Below are 23,442 nucleotides of genomic sequence, written 5' to 3' on the forward strand. Positions count from 1 at the left end.
TCTTTTCTTGCTGGTGTTACAAGCCTTGTTCCTTGGCGAGCTTCATCGCAATCTGTGGCGCATTCCATAGTGACGGCAACAGAATTAATGAAACTGGGACCGCTGTGATAACAATGAATGATTGCAGCGCGGAGATGCCGCCGGAACCAAGGGTAATCAGAATTAACGCTGTTACCCCCATCATCACACCCCAAAACGTTCTTATGACGGCATTAGGTTCAGTTTCACCACTGATCACCACACTGATGGTGTAGGTCATCGAGTCACCGGTCGTCACAATAAAGATCGTAGTGAGAATCAAAAATAAGATAGACGTGAGCATTGGAAACGGCAGCTGTTGCGTCATGGCAAGGAGCGCACCGGGTAAGTTGAATCCTTCAAAGGCCTTGCTGATACTACCAGGGTCGGCAATCTCAAACGCCAAACCAGAGCCACCCACGATGGTGAACCAAAAACAGGTGACAAGTGGTGCGACGATACTGATGATAGAGACCAGCTGGCGAATGCTTCGACCTCGAGATATACGTGCAATGAAGATCGCCATCATAGGGCCGTACCCTAGGAACCAACCCCAGAAGAACACGGTCCACCCACTTAGCCACCCTTCATCACCACGGTAAGTGGCCATGGGTAAGAAGTTGTCGAGCATGCTACCCACACCTTGAATGTAGCCGTTAATGATGAAATTCGTAGGTCCGAAAATCAGAATGTAGATCATCAAGGCAACGGCGAGAATCACATTATAGCGACTGAGCATTTGCATGCCGCGATTCAGGCCACTTAACGCTGACAAGGTATATAAAACAATGGCAAAACTGACGATAATGAGCTGGGTAGTGAAACCATCGGGAATATCAAACAGAGCATTGAGTGCGTAACTGATCTGTAAGCCTAAGAAACCAATTGGGCCAATAGTCCCCGCCGCAACGGCAACAATGCAGCAGGCATCAATCAACGCTCCAGTGTGGCCCTTCAGCGCGCGCTCTCCTAAAACGGGATACAGCAGAATACGAGGCTTAAGCGGCAAACCTTTATCGTAATGAAGGTGCATCACGACGATAGAGGTTAAGCTACCTACAATAGCCCAAGCTAAGAATCCCCAATGCATAAAGGATTGCGACAGTGCATTCACCGCGGCTTGGTAGGTACTTTCTTGCGCGCCATATAAAGGAGGAGGGCTGACATAGTGGGCGATAGGTTCTGCCGCGGCCCAAAATACGCCACCACCGGCGAGTAAGGTACAGAATATGATGGAGATCCAACGAAAGGTGTTCATCTCAGGTGTGGTGACGCCGCCAAGAATGACTTTGCCTGTTTGCCCTGCGGCAAGCGCAAGACCAATAAGAAAAGTCAGAAGTAGCAAGATTTGCCAGTAAGGACCAAAGACATTAACGGACCACGCGAATCCGGAGTTAACCATTGTTGACAGCAGCTCTCCATCGTACAAGGCCAGTGCGACAAATAGCCCGATGAATCCACCGCTGTACCAAAATGCTGGGTTGCTTAACCCGAGGTTTTTGTATGTACTTCCTGTGCTGCTATCGGTCTTTGAGGGACCGCCTGATGCACTGGCAGAAGACATTTCTGCGGGCTGCAACTTTGAAGCTTTCACGTTGTTGGTTAGATTTGACATACTCTGACTCCAGAGGTTTCTTTGCAATGAGCGAGATGGCTCACGACAAGAGTTGTATTTAACACCCGCTCTGTTGTTTTTGTATTGAGCGGGCTGTTCCATGTTTGGGCTACGGCTTTACGAAATAGGCTCTAGTCCTTGTTGTAAGAAATTGAACCAATTCTCACCCAGTATTTTTCCTGCTTCAGATTCATTGAATCCATGGCGTATTAATCCGTTGTAAATGTTCTCCATGCCTGCACTACCGCAGAACCAAGGGAGTGCGTCAGGCCATCCTGAGTTACTCGCCGACCCTTCGCCATAGTCCATGGCTTTGGACCAACGGCCGTTTCGCATCCACTCTAAGACTTCTTGAGGTTGGTTTAAGCATAGGTCACTGCCAATGCCTAAGTGTTCGACACCAACCATATCGGCCGTAGAGGCCACCATGTGGCAGAAGTCATCCAGTGAACATTGGCTGCCGTTTGGCAAGTGGAAAGGGTATAAACTGAACCCAATCAAACCGCCGCGAGCGGTGAGCGCTTTGATGACATCATTGGATTTGTTGCGAAGCGCATCGAAAGCAAAAGTCGGGTTAGCATGGCTAATACAAATCGGCCGAGAAGAGAGGTCAATGGCTTCTAGTGTTGAACGCTCGGCGCTATGCGACATATCAACGATCATGCCGACACGATTCATTTCTCCGATAGCTTGTTGACCAAAACGTGTCACACCACTGTCGTGACTCTCATAGCAACCCGTCGCTAATAGGCTTTGGTTGTTGTAAGTCAGCTGCATGATAAGTAAGCCTTGTTGACGCATGACTTCGATCAGACCGATTTCATCTTCTATTGGGGAGCAATTTTGTGCACCAAAGAAGATACCCACTTTTCCTTGTGCTTTTGCCAGCTCAATATCGGCCATTGAATGCACAGGCATGATGAGATCCGCATTTTGCTCAAACCGTAAATTCCATTCAGCAAAGCGAGTGAGTGTTTCGCGGGCATTCTCGTGATAGACCATGGTAGCGTGAACCGCTGTGATACCACTGCTTTGAAGCGTTTGAAAATACTCACGATCCCAATTGCAGTACTGCAACCCATCAATAACAATCCGTTGTTGGTACATAGCCATTCCTTACTCTTACTGATTCATCGTCGATTTTTTGTCGTGGTTTTTTGTTGTTCTCTTTTAGTGCTCGTGTTTATTGGTGTTTTCTTACTGAGCGTTAAGAGAGAAGAGCCTTGTCTAACAAGGCTCTGTATATCGGACCCTAGTAAGGGCGTTGATAGGCTGTTTTGACGACGGTATAGAATTCTTTGGCGTATTGGCCTTGCTCACGCGGCCCAAAGCTGGATTCTTTACGACCACCAAATGGGACGTGATAATCGGTACCAGCGGTTGGCAAGTTCACCATGACACAACCGGTTTGGGCCTGTTGCTTGAACAACGCACTGCTACGCAAGCTTTGCGTGATAATGCCGCCTGTAAGGCCAAAACGAGTATCATTCGTTGTTGCGATGGCTTCATCAAGATCGGCTACTCTTATCACACTAGCCATGGGTGCGAAGACTTCTTCTTGGTTGACTTCCCAGCTATTTTGGGTGTTTAAGAACAAGGTGGGAGACATGTAGTACCCGTCATGTTCTAGGCTTAAACGCTCTCCGCCAAAGGCCAGTTCAGCGCCGCAGTCACGTGCTTTGTCAATCCAAGAGAAGTTAGCGTCTAATTGGTTGCCGTCCACGACAGGTCCCATGAATATGCCTTCTTGAAGGGCGTGGCCGACTTTGAGTTCGCCCATTCGTTTAATGAGCGCTTCGACATAGGCGTCGTGGATACCATCCATGACCACTAAGCGTGATGAGGCGGTACATTTTTGACCTGCACCAGAGAATGACCCTGCGATGGTGGCTTCTACTGCAATTTGAATATCGGCATCATCGGCAATGACAAGTGCATTTTTACTGCCCATCTCTAGCTGACAACGGACAAAGTTTGGCGCGGTGGCTGCCGCGACCTTGCGACCTGTCTCTACTGAGCCAGTGAAACTCACGCCGTTGATATGTGGTGAGTTAATGAGGGTATTACCGACTTGAGAGCCACTGCCCAAGACCAGATTAAAGGTGCCCGCTGGGATACCTTGGCGGTGGATGATTTCTGTCAACGCCACTGCACTGGCTGGGGTGAGGTTCGCCGGTTTCCAAATGACACTGTTGCCAAAGGCAAGGGCAGGTGCAATCTTCCAAGCCGCCGTCGCAGTAGGGAAGTTCCAAGGTGAAATAATTGCGATAACGCCGACGGCTTCACGCGTAACCTCGACAGAAACGCCTGGACGGACTGAGTCGGCGCTGTCACCAATTTGTCTGAGCACTTCGGCTGCAAAATATTGAAAGAATTGGCCTGCGCGATAGATCTCGCCACGACCTTCCATGAAGGGCTTCCCTTCTTCTTTTGAAAGTAGCGTACCCAGTTCATCGCAACGAGCAATTAACTCATCGCCAATGGCTTGCAATACGGCTTGCTTACGTTCAATAGGTGTTTTTTCCCATTCTGGTTGCGCTTGTTTTGCCGCAGAAATGGCTTGCTCAACCTGAGCTTCACTGGCTTGAGCAAACTGCCCAAGGTTTTCAGTGATATCCGATGGGTTAATATTGGCGACGGTGCTGATCCCTGACTGCCATTCTCCGGCAATGTAGAGCGCGTTTTCTGTAGGAAGCGTATGTTGAGTCATCATGGAGTCCTTATCACGAGTTGGTTGCCTATGAGTCTGACAACGGTCGTTAATGTTGAAAGTAATGAAGGAAAGCCGCCGTAAACATCAATAGTGGAGTGCGACTTACCTTATAAATAATGTCTTAAAAGAATTCGAACCATAAAGGACTCGAGTGCTAGCCTTCAGATACGGCGGCGTAAACCACAAACTCAACCAGCATTTCTTCTCGTGCTAGCCCAGCCACAACAATGGCGGCTCGGTTCGGGTATGGCGCGGTAAATTGCTCTGCATAGACAGCATTAACCGTTTTTAAGTACTCGCGGTCAGTAACATAAATAAGTACCTGCAAAACAGAATCCAAGGATTCGCCTGCGCACTCTAAAGTATGCGCCAGATTGGCAAAGGTTTGGCGAGTTTGTGCTTCGATACCGCCTTCGACCACCGCGCCTGTTGCGTCAATTGGGATCTGAGCAGTATAGAGAGTGCCGTTGTTGACTACTGCCCATTCTAGGGGGGCTTTTGAAGCAAAAAGTGCAGTTTTTACAGGCTGTTTCTTTGTTTTAATGTCCACGTATAAATCCTACTCTGTAACAACTATGTTTCAAGATGGTTAAATACTGCCTGTTGACATATGATAAATCTAACGCTAAATTCCGTGCATTTGATAAATAAAATCTATCACCATGCATAATGTAAGGTAAATAAAGGGCTGAGGAGAGGAGGATTAATGCGGATAAAACTTCAACAATTGAAACATTTTGTGATGGTGGTCGAAGAAGGGGGTTTTAGAGCGGCCTCTCATCGAGCCAATCGCTCTCAAGCTGCGCTCTCTACCTCGATAAAAGAATTGGAGAAAGTTTTAGGGCAGCCTTTGTTTGAATCTGGTAATAAATCGACCCTCACGCCATTTGGTGAAATCTGCTTACCTAAGATACGTAAATTTCTTAATGCCTATAGTGCGTTGGACAATGATCTCCGTGCCACCGCCGCAGGCCAACAAGGAAGAGTAAGAATTGCCAGCGTCCCTTCGGTAGCTGCTAAGTTAATCCCTAGCGTGCTGGGGGCATTTTGCGAGCAGTATCCTCACGTCGAAGTCAGTTTAATTGATGATAATTCGACGGGCGTGGAGGCGAGATTGTTATCCGGTGAAGTGGATCTCGCTCTTGGTAATGCTTCGACTCTGGAGCAAGAATCGATTGATTTTACCCCTTTGATTTCAGACCAAATAGGGGTCGTCTGTTTAAAAGAAAATCCTCTCGCCGCTAACCCAGAGGGTATTGAGTGGCAGACATTGCAAGAACAACCTTTCATCCGTAATGGGACGTGTACGCTGTTAGATGCCACGCCTGCAAGGGTGCTGAGTGAGCAAGCGCTGTATTCCGTTGAGAACATTACCTCTTTGTTTTCTGTTTTAGAGTTAGGGATTGGGGTCACAACGTTACCGAAATTGGCCTTTCCTACCAACGAAACTCGGTTGATCTGGATTCCATTGATTGACCCGCCGCTTAAGCGTCAAATTGGCATTTTTCGTTTAGTCGATCGGACTATTTCTCCTCAAGCTCAAGCGTTTTATGATTTGTGTGTGCACTATTTGAATTACGGGTTTGTTGCAAATAACCTGAGTTGATAAATAAGCCCTATAATTAATTCATTATTATTGGGGTATTGTGCTCAATTCACCGAAAAGTTCCACGTAACCCTATAAACCTTTTATTTTCAATATGTTGGATTCAAGTTTTGAAATTCGGCAATTTCAAGTTTTAACCCGAATTGGCGTTGTTGCCTAAATCAATTGAACCTTTTCCGAGTCTTGCGATCTGATCCTTTACGATAGTTAGAGCGGTGGTGACATGGGTAAGGCAAAAAAGAAGGTTTTGTCGCAAAGTTTGACTGATCTACGGTAAAATACCGTACTGCTTACAAACTCAGCTATCGTGAAATTGAAGAGATCCTAGCCGAGCGTGGACTGTCGATTGATCACTCAACCCTCAATCGCTGGGTAATTAAATTCAGCCCGTTATTAGCGTGTCGAGCGCGTCAAAAAAAGAAGCCAGTGGCTTCTTCTTGGCGAATGGATGAAACTTATATTAAAGTAAAAGGGCAATGGCTTTACTATTATCGAGCCGTTGATAATCGTGGTCAGGTGATCGACTTTTTATTGTCTCCCCGTCGAGATGAAACGGCTGCTCGTGCCTTTTTCAATAAGGCGTTTGAACAACACGGCTTACCTAAAAAAGTCGTCATCGATAAGAGTGGTGCGAATGCCTTAGCCTTGCACCACCTTAATGTTCAACTTTGGTTGTCAGGCCGAATGCTCGAATTAATTGAAGTACTCCAAGTGAAGTATTTGAATAATATGGTTGAGCAAAGTCACAGAAAGGTGAAAGGAAAGATGCATCAATGCCTAGGCTGGAAAAGTGATGAGGGGGCGAGCAATACACTAGCCGGTATCGAATTGTGGACGATGATCAAAAATGAACAACTAGATAATCTAAATGGATTATCTAGTTGGGAACAGTTTTACGGTCTCGTAGCGTAATTACGCCTGGAGATTAGTGCAATAGCCGCTTATTAAAACTTTGCGACAGAACCAATGAGCAATATGCACAAACTATTTTAGAATTGTACAAAAAGTCAAATGAAGTAGAGAACGAAGACAATAATTAACGCCGATTAAATCAGCATTACAGCTGATACATTGAAGCGGTATTTATGGCTAAGCAGTATAAGAGGCGGGATGATTGATCACCTCGCCTCATGATTGGGTCGCTTATTCTGCTTTTACTTCGGTGGCCAGTTTCTGCTTTTTAAGTGCAAATATCGTCAGCAATACGGCAAAAATTGCCATCGCGGCCATCATTAAATAAATCGAATTAAAACTGTGCCCAAGTACCTGTGGTGGGTAATCTGCCATATTATCTTTGGCAACTTGTCCTTGAGTGGAAAGCGAATATTGAAATACTGCTGAGCAAATCGCCACACCCACCGCTCCTCCTAGTTCACGCCCAAAGTTAAACAAAGACATGCCAATGCCGCGATCTTTAGCCGGTAATACATTTTGTACCACTACCCCTAATGCCGGTAGCGTAAAACCTATACCTAAACCCGCAAGTCCTAAAGCTAGCGCAGGTAAAGTATGGTGATATATCATGCCGAAGCTTAATGCTGCTAAGGCAAAGCCGGCTAAACACAGCCCTTTATATTCGCCCAATTTATTCACCAACTTGCCGCCACAATAAGCCCCGAGCGTCACGCTGAACATAAAGATCACCATGATTTCGCCACTTTCAGAAGGGGTCATACCGCGTTGCCACTGCATTTGCATCGGTAGATACACTAGCACTGCAAACATCAATAACTGTGAGCATAAGATCAAGAAGATACAAACAATATAGCCAGGCAGCTTGGCAAGTCTTGCTGGAAGGATAGGGTCGGAAACTTTACGTTCTACCAAGAACAGCATCAATAAAGATAATGCGAAAGCACCACCTGTCCAGGTTTGAGGAAATCCAGATTCAGGCGATAACAACAATAATAAGCTGGTGGAGGACAGCATTAAAAATAACGCGCCAAACCAGTCAAATTTGGCTTGTCGTTTTTTATTTAAATGCGAAAGATTTTTGCGGATCAAAATAACCGCCAGTACCCCTAGCGGTAAGTTTATCCAAAACACCCAACGCCAAGATAAATGCTCGGCAAAGTAGCCGCCTAATAATGGCCCTGCAATGCTAGATACCGCATAAACAATCGAAATATAGCCTTGGTATTTGCCAACTTCTCGCGCCGGAATGCAATCGGCTATCACGGTAAAGGCCAGTGCGATTAAGCCGCCGCCGCCAATGCCTTGGATCACGCGCGCCATGATTAAGGTTTCGATGTCTTTAGCAAAACCACAAGCAGCCGAGCCGATAATGAACAGAGTAATGCCGATATACAGCATACGAACTCGGCCTAAAATATCACTTAACTTGCCATAAATGGGTAACACAGCGGTGGCAGCAAGTAAGTAGGCGGTCACTATCCAAGTTAAGGCTGACCCCGCATGAAGCTCATTGCCAATAATCGGCAATGGTGTGGTGACGATACTTTTTTCAAGTGAACCGAGGGCAATGACCAATGCCACACTCATAAATATCTTTTGCGGTGAAATAGGGGCTTGTGTTGTCACTGTTTATCCTGCTGTCTGTTTTTAAAAAAAATCTTATAAAAAACAATGCATTTACGGTAAGGTAAACACATTGTTCACATAGCGATTTTTTTTGCTAGCTCAAATGATGAGTTTAGCCAATAAAGGATAAGTATCCTTGGATGATGATCAAATTTACCACATCAATAAAGAAAGCACCGACAATAGGCACCACCATAAAGGCTTGTGGTGATGGGCCATAATAGCTGACCAATGAACCCATATTCATCACGGCGGTTGGCGTGGCACCTAAGCCAAAACCACAGTGACCACCGGTGATCACCGCCGCATCATAATTTGAGCCCATAACACGGAAAGTCACGTTATAAGCAAAAATAGCCAGTACCAATGTTTGCACAAAAAGGATAATCAATAGCGGCACAGCCAGATCAAAAATTTCCCATAATTTTAAACTCATCAAGGCCATTGATAAAAAGAGTGACAATGAAACCGTACCTAAAATATCGACGGTATCAGTATTGAGTTTATATTTACCTGAGACTTCAAAAATGTTGGTAATGATCACACCGATAAACAGGGCATAAACAAAGTCAGGAATTTTTAACCAGCTTATTTCAAAACTGCTGACCCATTTTTCAACGTAAATGGCGCCAACCACACAGACCAGCATAGTGAATAAAGTCTCGATCACGCGGCGAGCGGTGACTTTTTCTTCTTCACTGTCGTTATAGGTCACCACATCGGGGAAGCTTTCGTGGTGTTTATCGCCGTCACCATATTCAGATTTTAGATTATGTTTTTGAATGCGACGTTGCGCCACAGGGCCGCCAATAATACCGCCCACGATCAACCCAAAAGTTGCCGCCGCCATAGCAAACTCTAACGTGTTTAAGCCATACATAGATTGGAAAGTACTAGCCCAAGCCGCGCCCGTTCCGTGACCGCCAGAGAGGGTAATGGACCCTGCTACCAAGCCAAGTAATGGATTAAGCCCTAGCATAGTCGCAAGGCTGACACCCACCGCATTTTGGATAATGATATAAATGGATGCCACAGCTAAAAAGATAAAGACCTTTTTACCGCCCTTGACTAACTGGGTGTAGCTGGCCGATAAACCGACAGTGGTAAAAAACAATAGCATTAAGGTCTGTTGCAAAGGCAATTCAAACTCTAAAGTAATGTTATTAAAGTGCAAGATCGTGATGATGATTGCCACAATTAAGCCACCGACAATCGGTTCTGGCACTTTATATTTAGATAAAAATGATACTTTTGTATTAACAAAGTGCCCTAATAACAGGACAAATATTGCCAACAAAAAAGACTCTATTGAGCCAACAGGATAAACTGTATTCATATATCGCCTCTAAAAAACTCGATAAAAATTGACCGTTACTTTTAGCATAGACAGTGTTTGGAACACATGACTGATAAATGCGGCCTTTCCGTGGCGGGCGATGTGATGGGTATTAAATAAACGTTAAAACCGATCAAAAATGTTAGCTAAAAGAAACGATGGTATGCGATATCAACTGCAAATTTTGATATCGGTTGGATTATTGACATTAACTTTTCAATTTCATGACGTATTGGCAGTTTCAATGGATATTATGCCGAGCCTGTACGAAATTTAACCGTTAATTTTTGGAGCTCATCATGCCTGTTCTTTATTGTGACTCATGCCGTCGTGACACCCAACACAAAGAAGTGTTGTGTAGACTACCTAAGGACAATATTGATATTTCATTAAAAGCGAAGCTGCAGCAGTTTAGCAAATTGATGAGCCAGTTAATGAACGGGGTACATTACCACAAAATGGGCCCAGTTTGTTTATGTCGTAACTGTAATCAAAAAAATAATTGGCAGGCTGAGTCGTTATCACACTAATCTAGTTGGTTTTTTACTCAAATGGCTGCCATTTCATTCATGGTGGCTTTTGTCATTGTGCACTTATTTCAATATTATGTCTTTTTCCTACCTCTTCTTTATTCTGTCATTAACACTTGCCTTAAACTCAAGTAAAGTAGTTTGATCTATTCTCATTTTCTACTGTTAGATTTTTAGGGTAATGAGTGTTTAATTATTTGGCGCTTGCATGTTGTAAGCCGATGGAGTGGGTGATGTCTGGTTATTACAATCAAGTGTTAGCGGTTTGGAATTATTTACAGCTCAAGCAAGATATACAACCGAGTGATGCAATATTGTTGCTGGGCAGCTCCGATTTGAGAGTGGGTGAACGAGTGGCAGAATTGTATCATCAAGGGATCGCGCCACGGGTGATCATCTCTGGTGGATTAGGGCGAATGACCGATGATTTATTTCCGCAATCAGAGGCTGAAATGTTTGCCAAAGTGGTGATGGATTGCGGAGTGCCGTGTGAGGCGATTTTATTGGAATCCCAATCGACCAATACCGGTGAGAATCTCATTTTTACTGAGCAGCTTATAGTCGAGCAAGGCATTAAGCTAAATAGCGTTACTTTAGTACAAAAACCGTATATGGAACGCCGTGCACTAGCGTGTTGCGAACAACTGTGGCCTCAAGTGAACGCGCAAGTTACCTCCCCACAATTCCCCAACTTTATTGATTATTGCAATACGTTGCATCCCTCTTGTGATGTGATTAATTTGATGGTGGGTGAATTGCAACGCATTGAGCTTTATCCTAATCAGGGATTTTTTAAACCTCAGCCTTGGCCAGAAAACATGACCCGAATCATGCAGTCTTTAATCGCCATTGGGTATGATGAGCATCTTATCGCTTAAAATACCTGTTACACCCCGTATTACTTGACGTTGCCGCTTGGTTGGCTCGTGAATGCGATCGTATTGATCTCATGGTAACTTCAATGACTTTGGCTATCGGAGGGCCGCTCAGTGTCAAAACAATTCAAATTTACCATTAATCATCACTTGGTTAATAAGTTATCGGTCAATCAATATTCTTTGCCAATCAATGGCTCCTTTACTATTTCTCGAGGCTCTAAAACCCATGCTGATGTGGTGGTGGTCACGCTTGAGCCGGCCAATGGTGCAGTTGGTTATGGTGAAAGTGTTCCTTACGCCCGTTATGGTGAATCGGTTGAACAGGTGATGGCCGATTTAGCGGCGCTTGATATTGATGCGATACAATTGACCCCAGAGCGTATTGCCACCTTGTTACCAGCTGGTGCGGCGCGTAATGCACTTGATTGTGCGTGGTGGGATTTACACTGTAAACAGAATAAGCAAAACATCTGGCAATTGCTGGAGCTCTCGCCTTGCGTGCAGACCACCGCTTTCACTTTATCACTGGATAGCGCCGAAAAAATGGGGCAAGCGGCGTATCAAAATCGTCATCGTCCGTTATTGAAATTAAAGTTAGCGGGAGAAGGCGATATTGAGCGTGTGGCGGCAGTTCGTAAAAATGCACCAGATAGCCAGTTGATTGTGGATGCCAATGAAGGGTGGAATGTTGAGATCTATCAACGCATGATCCCGCAATTGGTTGAATTAAATGTGTTGATGATTGAGCAACCTTTCCCTGCTGATAAAGATGAGTGGTTGGATGGCTTACCTCGTCCAATTACGATTTGCGCTGATGAATCTTGTCATGATGCAGCCAGTTTAGCTAAGTTGGTAGGGCGATTTGATATGATCAATATTAAGTTGGATAAAACTGGCGGTTTGACCGAAGCATTAAAACTGAAACAAGCGGCGATTGAACAAGATCTAAAAATTATGGTTGGCTGCATGGTTGGCAGCTCTCTAGGGATGGCACCTGCCTTTGTAGTGGCGCAAGGCGCAGATATTGTCGATTTAGACGGCCCATTACTATTGGCGCAAGATTGCGATCATGGCTTTGAGTTTGAAGGCTCAAGCATGCAGGTGATGAGCGAAGATCTTTGGGGTTAACACCAATCAAAATAATACCCATGCGATAAATTTAATGATCGTTCACAAACGCCAAGAATTACTAAAAGTGGCTTAGAGGTCCTACAGGATTACTTGACCATTACAGACGGATCAGCGTCTTTTCGGCGTATTCAAATTGATCAAATATCAAATGGAATTGGTATATACCCAAAGTAATTGAAGTTGCAGTGAGGCGGCAAGTAAACGAAGCCCCATGAGCTTAGCTTGCCTAAGTGATTGGGGGGAGTTAGCGCAGCCAACAAAGCTGCAGCTTCAAGTAAGACGGGTATAAGTAAGTTAATCTACCGAGACAAGTATTAAAAAGGGTCGCACTGCTTATTATTAAGTAGTGCGACCCTTTTGTTTTTCTATGTCTATTTACGCGACAGGCTTTTTATATTACCGGTTTCTTAGACCGCAGGCTTTGCCTCTAATTTTTCTGCGCAAGCATCGGCTTTGTTAAGCATCTTACGAATAACGTACGAGCCAATCAGAGCAATCACTGCCATCACTAACGCTAAGATGGTAAGCAATTTAAAGTAATCGCCATAAACCGTTTGAACGATGGCTTGGGTGATCACTTGGCCTTTTTCCATCGCAATGCTGGTGGAGAATACTGCACCCACAATGCCACTTAATGCTTGAGCAATGTAGAACAAGCTTACAGAAAAGTTCTCGATGTATTTTGGGGTAACGGATAAAACAAACGCCACCACAAAGCTACCGACAATCACTTCACCAATTGACATAAAACCGTACACAGCCAAGAACACTTCTGGGCGGATAATTGCATCCTGACCAACACCAGTAACAGCAACGGTTAAGATACCAAATGAAATAGCCACGAGAACAAATGAAATCGCCACCTTGGTTGCGGTGGAAATCGTTACGCCGCGTTTTTCTAAAGTCGAGAAAATCCAAGTAATGATTGGACCACCGACGATACACCATAGTGGGTTCATCGCCATGGCCGCTTCTGGTGCAATCGGAATAAATCCAAATAAGTCACCGCGCATTGTATTTAAACTCACCATGGTCATGGATGTCATCATTTGACCGTAGTATACAAAGAAGAAAGTGGTAAGCATGGTCATAATAAGCATGGTACCAATGCGTAAACCTTCGGATTTGTTACTGCGGAAAATCAAGAATACCAAGTATGAAAGAGCACTGATACCAATCACGTAAACGATATTTTGACCGATATCCATGTTCGAGAACATAAAGAATACCAAGCCAATCATTGCCGCAGAAATCACTAAGAACAAGACTAAGTTTTTAGGGCTAACTTTATTTTTATCGATCTCGCTGCTGACATTCGATAAAGGTTTATTTAGTACCAATAAGGTAATGAAAGCGATAGACGCTAACGCCGCCGATAACCCGAAACTGCCGTTAAAGCCAATCGATAATACAAACAGTGGGAATAAATACTGACCTAAAAAAGCACCGATATTATTGACTGAGTAGTTGAGTGGGTAACAGTTTTCAAAATCAGTATCAGTTTTGAAGGTACGTTTGTATAAGCTTGGGTAAGACGGTGCCATCATACCGCGACCGTAACTGGCCAGTGCGATCCCGACTAAACTCATAGGTACATTGGTAGAAGATGCCCCTAGTACCAATAGAACGTAACCGATACTAAACGCACCATAAGAAATGGTGAGTGAGCGGTACGAGCCAAGCAATTTATCGGCAATGAAGCCACCTGCGATCGCAAATAATGGACCAATAGAGGAAAAAGCCCCTACGATCATCATGGTCTCTGCTTCGCTATAATGGAGCTTTTCTAAGAAAAAACGGGTGAGAATGACCATCACCCCATAAAATGACAAGCCGAACATAGCTTGGCAGAACATCATTGATTTGTTTAGTTTATTCCACATAATCGCCTACTTATTTAGTAATAGCTTAGTTTAATATGTCGCGCATATTATCACTGTTAGGCGAAAATAAAAAAACAATATAAGTCTCATTTTTATAATGTAAGAATTTAATTCCAAAAATAAATCGTAGCAAGTTGTTAACCTATGGATGACTTTGATCTCATTGGGTATCAGTATAGTTGCAGCAATGTTGAATGTGACTTAATGTTGACCAAGTAATGAAAATAACAAATGACTCAATAATTGAAGGTAAGGATCGAATATGAACGGAATAACGTCTGTGAATGCTAAAGAGGTGGCATCAAGTGATGTTTTATCTGCTCAATCTAAAGTCATTGAGCCTGCATTCGTTGCTTCGTCCTCATCGGATCTCGATCTCAGTGATTCATTATCGGCACTATTGCAAAAAATGCAGGAAAGTTTTACCAAACATCCGTCACCAAGTCTTGATGAGCGCAAACAAAAGCTGCTCAAACTCAAGCAGTCATTGATCACGCATCAAAAGTCATTAGTACAAGCATTGAGTGAAGATTTTGGCTATCGCTCTGAATTTGACTCCACCATGGCCGATATTATGCCGACCGTGGCGCAAATTAATTACACTCTCAAACGTTTAAATAAGTGGGCAAAACCCAGTCGTCGTCATGCCGGTTTAATGTTTGCGCCATCGAAAGTCTCGGTTCAATATCAACCGCTGGGTGTAGTGGGGATCATTTCACCTTGGAATTTCCCGGTGATCTTAAGTCTCGCGCCATTAGTGACGGCGTTGGCGGCGGGCAATAAAGTGATGATGAAGCTGAGTGAATTCACCCCAAAGACCAATCAAGTGATCCGAACGATTGTGGCGGTGATTTCAAAAGACGTTGAAGTGGTTGAAGGTGAAGCACAGGTGGCGCAAGCATTCAGTCAGTTGCGGTTTGATCATTTGTTATTTACCGGTTCAACTTCGGTGGGGCACGCGGTAGCAAAAGTTGCAGCGCAAAACTTAACCCCAGTGACATTAGAGCTTGGAGGAAAATCTCCGGTGATCGTGGCGGATGATGTGTGCGCCACCGATGCGGGCTTGATTAAAGCGATCGATGCAATTTTATTTGGTAAATGCCTTAACGCTGGGCAAATCTGTGTCTCCCCTGATTATGCTTTTGTGCCACAAGCCAAAGTGGATAAATTCGTACAGCTATTTTTAGCGCGATTTGAAAAGCATTATCCAGCTGGGAAAAAAGGCCGCGATTTTACCCATATCATTAATCAACGTCAGTATGAGCGTTTGCAGTCTTATTTACGTGATGCGCAAGAAAAAGGCGGTTGTATTCATGCCGTTAAAACCGAGACGAAGGCAGAGGCGAACACTAAATTGAGCAAACCATCGAGTGAGCGTGATGTAACTCGTCGTCTGTTACCCCACTTAATTACCGATGTGAATGATGACATGCTGATCATGCAACAAGAAATCTTTGGCCCGATTTTGCCAATCAAACCGTATAAATACTTGCATGAAGCGATCGATTATATCAATCATGGCGAGCGACCGTTGGCGCTATATTTAATGAGCAATGATAAAAATACCACCAAAACAGTATTACGCAATACGCACAGTGGTGGGGTTGGTATTAATGATACTGTGCTGCATGTGGGAGCTGAAGATGCGCCATTTGGTGGCATTGGAGAGTCCGGAATTGGGCATTATCATGGGGTCGAAGGTTTCAAAACCTTTAGTCACGCCAAAACCGTGTTTAATACTCCAACTTGGCTACCAAGGATCAGTTTTTTGATGAAGCATAAAAAGTTTGCTGTGCGCACCTTTAAGCGATGGTTTATTCGCTAAATCCAATATTTGATGAGTGATCTATGGGGTGAACCTATACCCGTCTTACTTGAAGCTGCAGATTTGTTGGCTGCGCTACTCACCCCAATCACTTAGGCAAGCTAAGCTCATGGGGCTTCGTTTACTTGCCGCCTCACTGCAACTTCAATTACTTTGGGTATAAGTCAGTTAATCGGTATTTGCTTTGCCAGTTAATAAATCGACCAACATTGCTTGGTATTCCTGACTGGCAAAATCACTGGAAACTGCCGGTAATTCAACTGTGACACATAATAGATCGCGCTCAGCGCACCAACTGCCAAAAGAACCTGGGGTTTCATAACCAACATCGCCCACTAAGGGAACTTGCATTTGATTGGCAAACCATTGGCCTAAGTCTGAATTCGCGGGATCGTCAATACATGCCAAAGGTTCGTGTAAAGACACCACCCAAGCGGGCTCTAATTCATCAATCAGTTGGCATAAAGCTTGAGTTTCTGGCTCTGAGTTTCCAGTCTTTCCTGTACCAATCAATACATCACGTTCAGGCTCGTGGGTGCTCCAACGATAGACGGTGCCACCTTGTAGCCAATTGTTGCAGGCAAAATTACGATTGAGGTCGACCCCATTGGCATTGGCGCGAGTGCCCAATTGATTGCCATCAGGATTCACTGACAAGATCACATGATGATGTAAATACTGAGTTTGAATGGAGCGCAGCGCACAAGACAGGCTGGTGATCGAGGCGGTTTCATCACCATGGGTTCCGGCGATAATTAATCCCGAATCGGCATTGTGTACTTGAGCGGGAAAATACAACAAAGCGGCGCCTAAAACCGATTGACCATAAATTTCGGGTTTGAGTTCAAATTGTCCACGTTGTTGGCGCGAGCGAAGCGTTATAGTCATGCGATCATCCTAATCGTTATACCCGTGTTACTTGAAGTCGCAATTTTAATGACTTTGGGTAATGTTGGTGATATTTGAGTATTACCTATTCAAAGTCACAGTTAAAGCGACTGACGCAATAAATTGACAAGAAATATGAGATGTAGTGCTAAGCTAACAATATTATCAATGATCTGTATTTATTCACTACTCAAGGAAGAATCATGTCTAAATTTGCTTTTTCGCTGGTGGCGTTATCTCTTAGCTCTGCGCTTTGTTTGCCTGTTTATGCCGCCCATGTGCCTGCTGGTACCGTATTAGCCAAACAACAAGAATTGGTGCGTGGTAATGATGCCGAAGCGCCCACGCTCAATCCTTTAAAAGCGGAAGGCATTCCCGAGATGCATATTCTGCGCGATCTGTTTGAAGGGTTAGTGATCCAAGATAAAGACGGCAGTGTGGTACCCGGTGTGGCGCAAAGTTGGGAAACCAAAGATAACCAGACTTACACCTTCCATCTGCGTCATGATGCGAAATGGTCAAATGGCGATCCGGTAACGGCGCAAGATTTTGTTTATAGTTTGCATACCGCGGTCGATCCGAAATTTGCTTCCCCGAATGCTTGGTATTTAAAACTCACCGGCATTAAAAATGCGGAAGCGATCATTGATAGCGATAAGCCAATCGCCGATCTGGGGGTAAAGGCGCTGGATAAATACACACTACAGTTTGAGCTCGATAAACCCGTGCCGTATTTTGTTGCCATGACCGCGCATACCGTGATGATGCCGATCAATCAAAAAACGGTTGAAAAATATGGTGATAATTGGACCAAGCCTGAAAATATGGTATCCAATGGCGCGTATAAACTGTCGAAATGGGTGATCAACGAACGCTTAGAAATGGTGCGTAATAGCCATTATTGGGATGATAAAGATACCGTTATTAATAAAGTGACTTACATTCCATTTGAAAGCCAAACTTCGGCCATGAATCGTTATTTAACCGGTGAAGTGGATATTACTTCTGATGTACCAGTGGCCATGGTGGATAAGCTTAAAAAAGATCATCCTAATGCTTATAAAATCACGCCTTTGTTATGTACTTATTATTACGCCATGAACACCAAGCGTAAGCCATTTGATGATGTGCGAGTGCGTAAAGCGATTTCTTATACCATTATGCGTGATGTGATCGCCAATGGTGTGACCAAAGGCAATGTGCCTGCCTATACGTTTGCCCACCAAGATGTGGCGAACTTTAAAGCAAGCCAACCAGAATACAGTACTTGGACCCAACAAAAACGCGATCAAGAAGCGGCAAAATTATTAAAACAAGCCGGTTATGATAAATCTAACCCGTTGAAAGCCTCTTTACTTTATAACACCAGTGAAAACCATAAAGCGATTGCGGTGGCAATTGCCTCGATGTTGAAACGAAATTTAGGCATGGAAGTGACACTGGATAACCAAGAATGGAAATCCTATTTAGCCGCGCGTCAACAGCGTGACTTTGACATTATGCGCGCCTCTTGGTGTGGCGATTACAATGAAGCGTCGACTTTCTTGAGCTTATTGACTTCAGATAACGACAAAAACTTCCCATCTTACGCCAACCCTAATTACGATAAAGTGCTAGAACAAGCGCAAAGTGCCGTGGATATTAAAGCGCGTAATCAATACTACGATCAAGCGGAACAAATGCTGGCGCAAGATATGCCTATCGCGCCGATTTATTACTTTATGCAATCGCGTTTAGTGAATCCTAAATTAGGTGGTTACCCAATGCATAATGCCGAGGGTCGGATATACTCCAAGGATCTCTATTTCAAAGCGAAATAACCGTCATAATTGGAGCTGTAGTTTTGTTGGCTACGTTCGTTCATTTACCCCAATCACTTAGGCCAGCTTTTAGTTTATAAAAATAGGTTCATGGGGCTGAATGATCTTGCCGCCTCACTACAACTGCAATTATTTAGGTTATAAATCAGTCTATTTGAATAAATAATATGTCGTGATTGATGAGAGCAAGCGATCGTCATTATTACTTACACATCCGTGTGGTGATCATGGCGATTTTTTGATCTTCACCACAAACCAAACATATCCTTAAGTATAGTGGGCCTTTTGTTGATCTCACGCTTCTAGTATAGAAATAAGAGCCTTGATAATAGTCATCAAATGATAATTTCAAGGTAATACAATGTACAAGTATTTAAAGTTCATACTCCCTATTGTCATCCCATTACTGATCTTATGCTTGCCATTATCAGCGTTTCCTTTCGACGGTATGACCATAGTGCAGCAGCGTGTTGCCGCTATTTTTGTGTTTGCCACCTTAAGTTGGATCTTAGAGCCAATCCCTATCTATGCTACCTCTGTCGCGATTATTACCTTGGAGTTATTCCTGGTCTCCGATAAAGCGATTATTTTTTTTCGTGGCGCGGAAGGTAGCCCGCAATATGGCGCGGTGATGAGTCATATCGATATTATGGCGACCTTTGCCAGTCCAATAATCATGTTATTTTTAGGTGGATTCTTTCTTGCCATTGCCGCGACTAAATATCGTTTGGATGTCAATTTAGCCCGAGTACTACTCAAACCGTTTGGGCAAAACCCTAGATATGTGATGTTAGGCCTTATGCTGATCACGGGCATGTTCTCAATGTTTATGTCCAACACTGCCACCACCGCGATGATGCTTTCAATCTTAGCGCCGGTGATTGCGATATTTAGACCCAATGATCCTGGCAAGATTGCGTTTGCTTTATGCATTCCATTGGCGGCAAACATTGGTGGGATTGGCACCCCAATTGGAACCCCACCCAATGCGATTGCACTAAAATATTTACACGGCGCTAATACCATTGGCTTTGGAGAGTGGATGGCGTTTGGTGTGCCGTTTGTGATCATTATGATGGCGCTGGCTTGGGTGCTGATCAATAAACTGTTCCCGGCTAAGCAACAGAAAATCGAATTGGATATTCAAGGCGAATTTTTAAAAACACCGAAAGCGATATTGGTTTACGTTACCTTTATTAGCACTATTTTATTATGGTTGATGGGTTCATCGCATGGCATGAATTCGTATACTGTAGCGATGATCCCCGTCATGGTGTTTTTAATGACTGGTATTATAACCAAAGATGATTTGAAGAAAATTTCATGGGATGTGTTGTGGCTGGTCTCTGGCGGTATTGCGCTAGGGCTCGCATTGGATAAAAGCGGCTTGGCAGAATTGATGGTATACAGTATTCCGTTTGATTCATTCTCGCCGTATGTGGTTTTAATCGGCGCGGCATTCTTGAGCTTAACCATGGCAAACTTTATGTCGAACACCGCCACCGCCAACTTATTAATGCCAATTATGGCCGCGTTAGGGGTGTCGATGAGTTCATTGGCACCATTAGGCGGTGAGGTAACATTATTACTGGTCGTTACTTTTGCCGCATCACTTGGCATGGCGCTACCAATTAGTACCCCGCCCAATGCTTTGGCTCATGCGACCGGTCATATTCAAACCAAAGAAATGGCGACGGTGGGAATTATCATCGGGGTATCCGGTGTGTTATTAAGTTTTGTTATGGTGTGGATACTAAATTTATTGAGTGTTATTTAAAGGATTGAGTTATGGATAAATTACATATCGTATGTGTGGATGAAAATGTTGAGATCACATTTAAACTATTACACGACTTGGCACCTTTATCAGATCTGGTGACGGTTCACCAATACAATTCAGCAGACAAAGCATTAAGTGGCATCAAAGAGCTGGATAAACATGGTGAATTTGTTGCTGTAGTGGTTTCAAATATCATTACCTGTAGCGAGAGTGGAGCGCCATTATTAGAGGTGATAGCAGACGATCCCGATTTTAGGTTTACCAAACGAGTATTGATCACCGACAACCCAAGTAAAGATGTACTAAGCCATGCCATTAACGTAGCGCACATTAGCCGTTTTTATGAGTTTGATTGGGATGCTGAGGTTTTATTACAGCAAGCGCGCTCACTCGTGACTAAATATGTTTTTGCTAAAGGACTTGATTACCATAAATACCAAGCATTATTAGATTATGAAACCATATTAAAGCGCATGCGTCGCAATGGTTAAAATAAACCAAGGGTTAATACTGACGCCATTTGCATAAGAAAGCCTATTAAGTAAACGGTTTTCACTTGTTGCGCCTAAAATTTAAACGGTTAAACTGATTTTTGAAAAATAACCAAATAAATACTTGCCAACAGTTAATCCTGGTCTATAATGCGCACCTCTTCAAAGGAAAGCCAACACGGTGACCGAGTTATCCAAGTCGATAGCAACGAAGAATGCTCTTTAACAATTTAAACCTATCAATCTGTGTGGGCACTCGTTGATGATAATCAATAAGCTTTCTTAGAAAGCAAAAATGATTTCAATGAACTGAGTGACCAAATTGAACAATTTATTGTTCGGCACAGTCAATTCATCATCATTCTGTTGGAATGATGATAGCTTTAAAATTACACTTTATCTTCGGATAAAGATTAGTTTTGAAGTCAGTATTCGTTGAGTCACTCCCTTTTAATTAAGGGAATCAAAATCTTAAATTGAAGAGTTTGATCATGGCTCAGATTGAACGCTGGCGGCAGGCCTAACACATGCAAGTCGAGCGGTAACAGAGATAGCTTGCTATCTGCTGACGAGCGGCGGACGGGTGAGTAATGCATAGGAAGTTGCCCTGATGTGGGGGATACCAGTTGGAAACGACTGTTAATACCGCATAATCCCTGTTTCTTTTAATTAAGAGCGGAGCAAAGCGGGGGACCTTCGGGCCTCGCGCGTTAGGATACGCCTATGTGGGATTAGCTAGTTGGTGAGGTAATGGCTCACCAAGGCGACGATCCCTAGCTGGTCTGAGAGGATGATCAGCCACACTGGGACTGAGACACGGCCCAGACTCCTACGGGAGGCAGCAGTGGGGAATATTGCACAATGGGCGAAAGCCTGATGCAGCCATGCCGCGTGTATGAAGAAGGCCTTCGGGTTGTAAAGTACTTTCAGTTGCGAGGAAGGTTGCGTAGTTAATAGCTACGTAGCTTGACGTTAGCAACAGAAGAAGCACCGGCTAACTCCGTGCCAGCAGCCGCGGTAATACGGAGGGTGCGAGCGTTAATCGGAATTACTGGGCGTAAAGCGCATGCAGGTGGTTTGTTAAGTCAGATGTGAAAGCCCGGGGCTCAACCTCGGAAGGTCATTTGAAACTGGCAAACTAGAGTACTGTAGAGGGGGTAGAATTTCAGGTGTAGCGGTGAAATGCGTAGAGATCTGAAGGAATACCAGTGGCGAAGGCGGCCCCCTGGACAGATACTGACACTCAGATGCGAAAGCGTGGGGAGCAAACGGGATTAGATACCCCGGTAGTCCACGCCGTAAACGATGTCTACTTGGAGGTTGTGGCCTTGAGCCGTGGCTTTCGGAGCTAACGCGTTAAGTAGACCGCCTGGGGAGTACGGTCGCAAGATTAAAACTCAAATGAATTGACGGGGGCCCGCACAAGCGGTGGAGCATGTGGTTTAATTCGATGCAACGCGAAGAACCTTACCTACTCTTGACATCTACAGAAGTCGGCGGAGACGCTGATGTGCCTTCGGGAACTGTAAGACAGGTGCTGCATGGCTGTCGTCAGCTCGTGTTGTGAAATGTTGGGTTAAGTCCCGCAACGAGCGCAACCCTTATCCTTGTTTGCCAGCGAGTAATGTCGGGAACTCCAGGGAGACTGCCGGTGATAAACCGGAGGAAGGTGGGGACGACGTCAAGTCATCATGGCCCTTACGAGTAGGGCTACACACGTGCTACAATGGCGCATACAGAGGGCAGCAAACTAGCGATAGTGAGCGAATCCCAAAAAGTGCGTCGTAGTCCGGATTGGAGTCTGCAACTCGACTCCATGAAGTCGGAATCGCTAGTAATCGTGGATCAGAATGCCACGGTGAATACGTTCCCGGGCCTTGTACACACCGCCCGTCACACCATGGGAGTGGGCTGCAAAAGAAGTAGGTAGTTTAACCTTTCGGGGAGGACGCTTACCACTTTGTGGTTCATGACTGGGGTGAAGTCGTAACAAGGTAGCCCTAGGGGAACCTGGGGCTGGATCACCTCCTTACGAAAAGATTATTTTTGATGAGTACCCACACAGATTGATGGTTTAGATAAAGTTAAAGCAGAGCTTTAATGAATGACTTCGGTTATTGATTAAAGCTTTTATGCTTTATGCTCTTTAACAATTTGGAAAGCTGACTGAATAAATAACCAAGGTTATTTGTTCAAAATAAAAGTTCTCAAATCTTATTACTTGCTTGCAAGTGATGAGTAACAACACACATTCAAGTGTCTTGTATTCTACAAACCATTTATGGTTTGTTCTATTGAGTCCGGCAAATCGTTTATTCAAGATTACCCTCTTGAATAAACAAAAAACTAAACCTTATTTAGTTGAACATACATAAGACCCTTTTGGG

General features: G+C 44.3%; 14 protein-coding genes, 1 rRNA gene and 2 pseudogenes. 9 read left to right on the forward strand and 8 right to left on the reverse strand.

What is annotated here, in order from left to right:
• Positions 1–16 precede the first annotated feature (16 nt).
• From GFB47_RS11880 to GFB47_RS11895, 4 genes and pseudogenes are all read right to left on the reverse strand, one after another.
• Positions 17–1,528, reverse strand: a pseudogene (locus GFB47_RS11880) (BCCT family transporter); the annotation flags it as partial.
• 222 nt (positions 1,529–1,750) lie between these two features.
• The gene (locus GFB47_RS11885) at positions 1,751–2,740 is read right to left on the reverse strand and encodes a membrane dipeptidase (protein ID WP_153448290.1); all 990 of its coding nucleotides are present in this window, start codon (positions 2,738–2,740) and stop codon (positions 1,751–1,753) included.
• 145 nt (positions 2,741–2,885) lie between these two features.
• Complete coding sequence (locus GFB47_RS11890; RefSeq protein WP_153448291.1) at positions 2,886–4,346, reverse strand: aldehyde dehydrogenase family protein; 1,461 nt, start codon at positions 4,344–4,346, stop codon at positions 2,886–2,888.
• Positions 4,347–4,500: 154 nt separating this feature from the next.
• On the reverse strand, positions 4,501–4,896 hold the full coding sequence (locus tag GFB47_RS11895; protein ID WP_153448292.1) for a RidA family protein: 396 nt from the start codon (positions 4,894–4,896) through the stop codon (positions 4,501–4,503).
• A gap of 156 nt (positions 4,897–5,052) precedes the next feature.
• On the opposite strand from GFB47_RS11895, the gene GFB47_RS11900 reads away from it, so the two are divergent.
• A complete protein-coding gene (locus GFB47_RS11900) occupies positions 5,053–5,952 on the forward strand; it encodes a LysR family transcriptional regulator (RefSeq protein WP_153448293.1) in 900 nt (299 codons plus the stop codon).
• 273 nt (positions 5,953–6,225) lie between these two features.
• Positions 6,226–6,864: pseudogene (locus GFB47_RS11905) on the forward strand (IS6 family transposase); the annotation flags it as partial.
• A 231-nt stretch (positions 6,865–7,095) separates the two neighbouring features.
• Here GFB47_RS11905 and GFB47_RS11910 read toward each other — a convergent pair.
• Both GFB47_RS11910 and gltS read right to left on the reverse strand, forming a co-directional pair.
• Positions 7,096–8,454, reverse strand: a complete 1,359-nt coding sequence (locus GFB47_RS11910) for an MDR family MFS transporter (RefSeq protein ID WP_153448992.1) — start codon at positions 8,452–8,454, stop codon at positions 7,096–7,098.
• A gap of 151 nt (positions 8,455–8,605) precedes the next feature.
• Positions 8,606–9,829 (reverse strand): sodium/glutamate symporter, encoded by a 1,224-nt coding sequence (gltS, locus tag GFB47_RS11915; RefSeq protein ID WP_153448294.1) that lies wholly within the window; start codon positions 9,827–9,829, stop codon positions 8,606–8,608.
• Positions 9,830–10,592: 763 nt separating this feature from the next.
• Here gltS and GFB47_RS11920 point away from each other — a divergent pair.
• Entirely contained in the window at positions 10,593–11,237 is a 645-nt protein-coding gene (locus GFB47_RS11920; protein WP_153448295.1) for a YdcF family protein, read from the forward strand.
• Positions 11,238–11,348: 111 nt separating this feature from the next.
• Positions 11,349–12,365 carry an N-acetyl-D-Glu racemase DgcA gene (gene dgcA, locus GFB47_RS11925; RefSeq protein WP_225874338.1) on the forward strand — a complete coding sequence of 339 codons (1,017 nt, stop codon included), beginning with the start codon at positions 11,349–11,351 and terminating at the stop codon, positions 12,363–12,365.
• A 410-nt stretch (positions 12,366–12,775) separates the two neighbouring features.
• Here the strand turns inward: dgcA and GFB47_RS11930 are convergent, their stop codons facing one another.
• Positions 12,776–14,251, reverse strand: a complete 1,476-nt coding sequence (locus tag GFB47_RS11930) for a peptide MFS transporter (protein WP_153448296.1) — start codon at positions 14,249–14,251, stop codon at positions 12,776–12,778.
• A 262-nt stretch (positions 14,252–14,513) separates the two neighbouring features.
• Here GFB47_RS11930 and GFB47_RS11935 point away from each other — a divergent pair, with 262 nt between their 5' ends.
• The gene (locus GFB47_RS11935; RefSeq protein ID WP_153448297.1) at positions 14,514–16,076 is read left to right on the forward strand and encodes a coniferyl aldehyde dehydrogenase; all 1,563 of its coding nucleotides are present in this window, start codon (positions 14,514–14,516) and stop codon (positions 16,074–16,076) included.
• Between the two features lie 168 nt (positions 16,077–16,244).
• On the opposite strand, the gene mpaA is transcribed toward GFB47_RS11935, so the two are convergent.
• The gene (mpaA, locus tag GFB47_RS11940) at positions 16,245–16,958 is read right to left on the reverse strand and encodes a murein tripeptide amidase MpaA (protein WP_218619107.1); all 714 of its coding nucleotides are present in this window, start codon (positions 16,956–16,958) and stop codon (positions 16,245–16,247) included.
• A gap of 209 nt (positions 16,959–17,167) precedes the next feature.
• On the opposite strand from mpaA, the gene GFB47_RS11945 reads away from it, so the two are divergent.
• The 4 genes from GFB47_RS11945 to GFB47_RS11960 all read left to right on the forward strand — a co-directional run bounded on the left by GFB47_RS11945 (position 17,168) and on the right by GFB47_RS11960 (position 23,087).
• Positions 17,168–18,784 carry a peptide ABC transporter substrate-binding protein gene (locus GFB47_RS11945; protein WP_153448299.1) on the forward strand — a complete coding sequence of 539 codons (1,617 nt, stop codon included), beginning with the start codon at positions 17,168–17,170 and terminating at the stop codon, positions 18,782–18,784.
• Between the two features lie 361 nt (positions 18,785–19,145).
• The gene (locus GFB47_RS11950; protein ID WP_153448300.1) at positions 19,146–20,561 is read left to right on the forward strand and encodes an SLC13 family permease; all 1,416 of its coding nucleotides are present in this window, start codon (positions 19,146–19,148) and stop codon (positions 20,559–20,561) included.
• A gap of 11 nt (positions 20,562–20,572) precedes the next feature.
• Positions 20,573–21,055, forward strand: coding sequence for a response regulator (locus GFB47_RS11955; RefSeq protein WP_153448301.1), 483 nt, complete (start codon positions 20,573–20,575; stop codon positions 21,053–21,055).
• Positions 21,056–21,528: 473 nt separating this feature from the next.
• Positions 21,529–23,087 (forward strand): 16S ribosomal RNA (locus GFB47_RS11960).
• The last annotated feature ends 355 nt before the right edge of the window (positions 23,088–23,442 follow it).

The organism is Vibrio algicola (genome assembly GCF_009601765.2).
Lineage (GTDB): Bacteria > Pseudomonadota > Gammaproteobacteria > Enterobacterales > Vibrionaceae > Vibrio > Vibrio algicola.

Bases quoted from the DNA above. Each gene is read 5' to 3' on its own strand.
- GFB47_RS11930 (WP_153448296.1), bottom strand. From the start codon at position 14,251: ATGTGGAATAAACTAAACAAATCAATGATGTTCTGCCAAGCTATGTTC.
- GFB47_RS11950 (WP_153448300.1), top strand. From the start codon at position 19,146: ATGTACAAGTATTTAAAGTTCATACTCCCTATTGTCATCCCATTACTG.
- GFB47_RS11945 (WP_153448299.1), top strand. From the start codon at position 17,168: ATGTCTAAATTTGCTTTTTCGCTGGTGGCGTTATCTCTTAGCTCTGCG.
- GFB47_RS11955 (WP_153448301.1), top strand. From the start codon at position 20,573: ATGGATAAATTACATATCGTATGTGTGGATGAAAATGTTGAGATCACA.
- GFB47_RS11920 (WP_153448295.1), top strand. From the start codon at position 10,593: ATGTCTGGTTATTACAATCAAGTGTTAGCGGTTTGGAATTATTTACAG.
- GFB47_RS11935 (WP_153448297.1), top strand. From the start codon at position 14,514: ATGAACGGAATAACGTCTGTGAATGCTAAAGAGGTGGCATCAAGTGAT.
- GFB47_RS11910 (WP_153448992.1), bottom strand. From the start codon at position 8,454: ATGAGTGTGGCATTGGTCATTGCCCTCGGTTCACTTGAAAAAAGTATC.
- GFB47_RS11900 (WP_153448293.1), top strand. From the start codon at position 5,053: ATGCGGATAAAACTTCAACAATTGAAACATTTTGTGATGGTGGTCGAA.
- gltS (WP_153448294.1), bottom strand. From the start codon at position 9,829: ATGAATACAGTTTATCCTGTTGGCTCAATAGAGTCTTTTTTGTTGGCA.
- GFB47_RS11885 (WP_153448290.1), bottom strand. From the start codon at position 2,740: ATGTACCAACAACGGATTGTTATTGATGGGTTGCAGTACTGCAATTGG.
- GFB47_RS11890 (WP_153448291.1), bottom strand. From the start codon at position 4,346: ATGATGACTCAACATACGCTTCCTACAGAAAACGCGCTCTACATTGCC.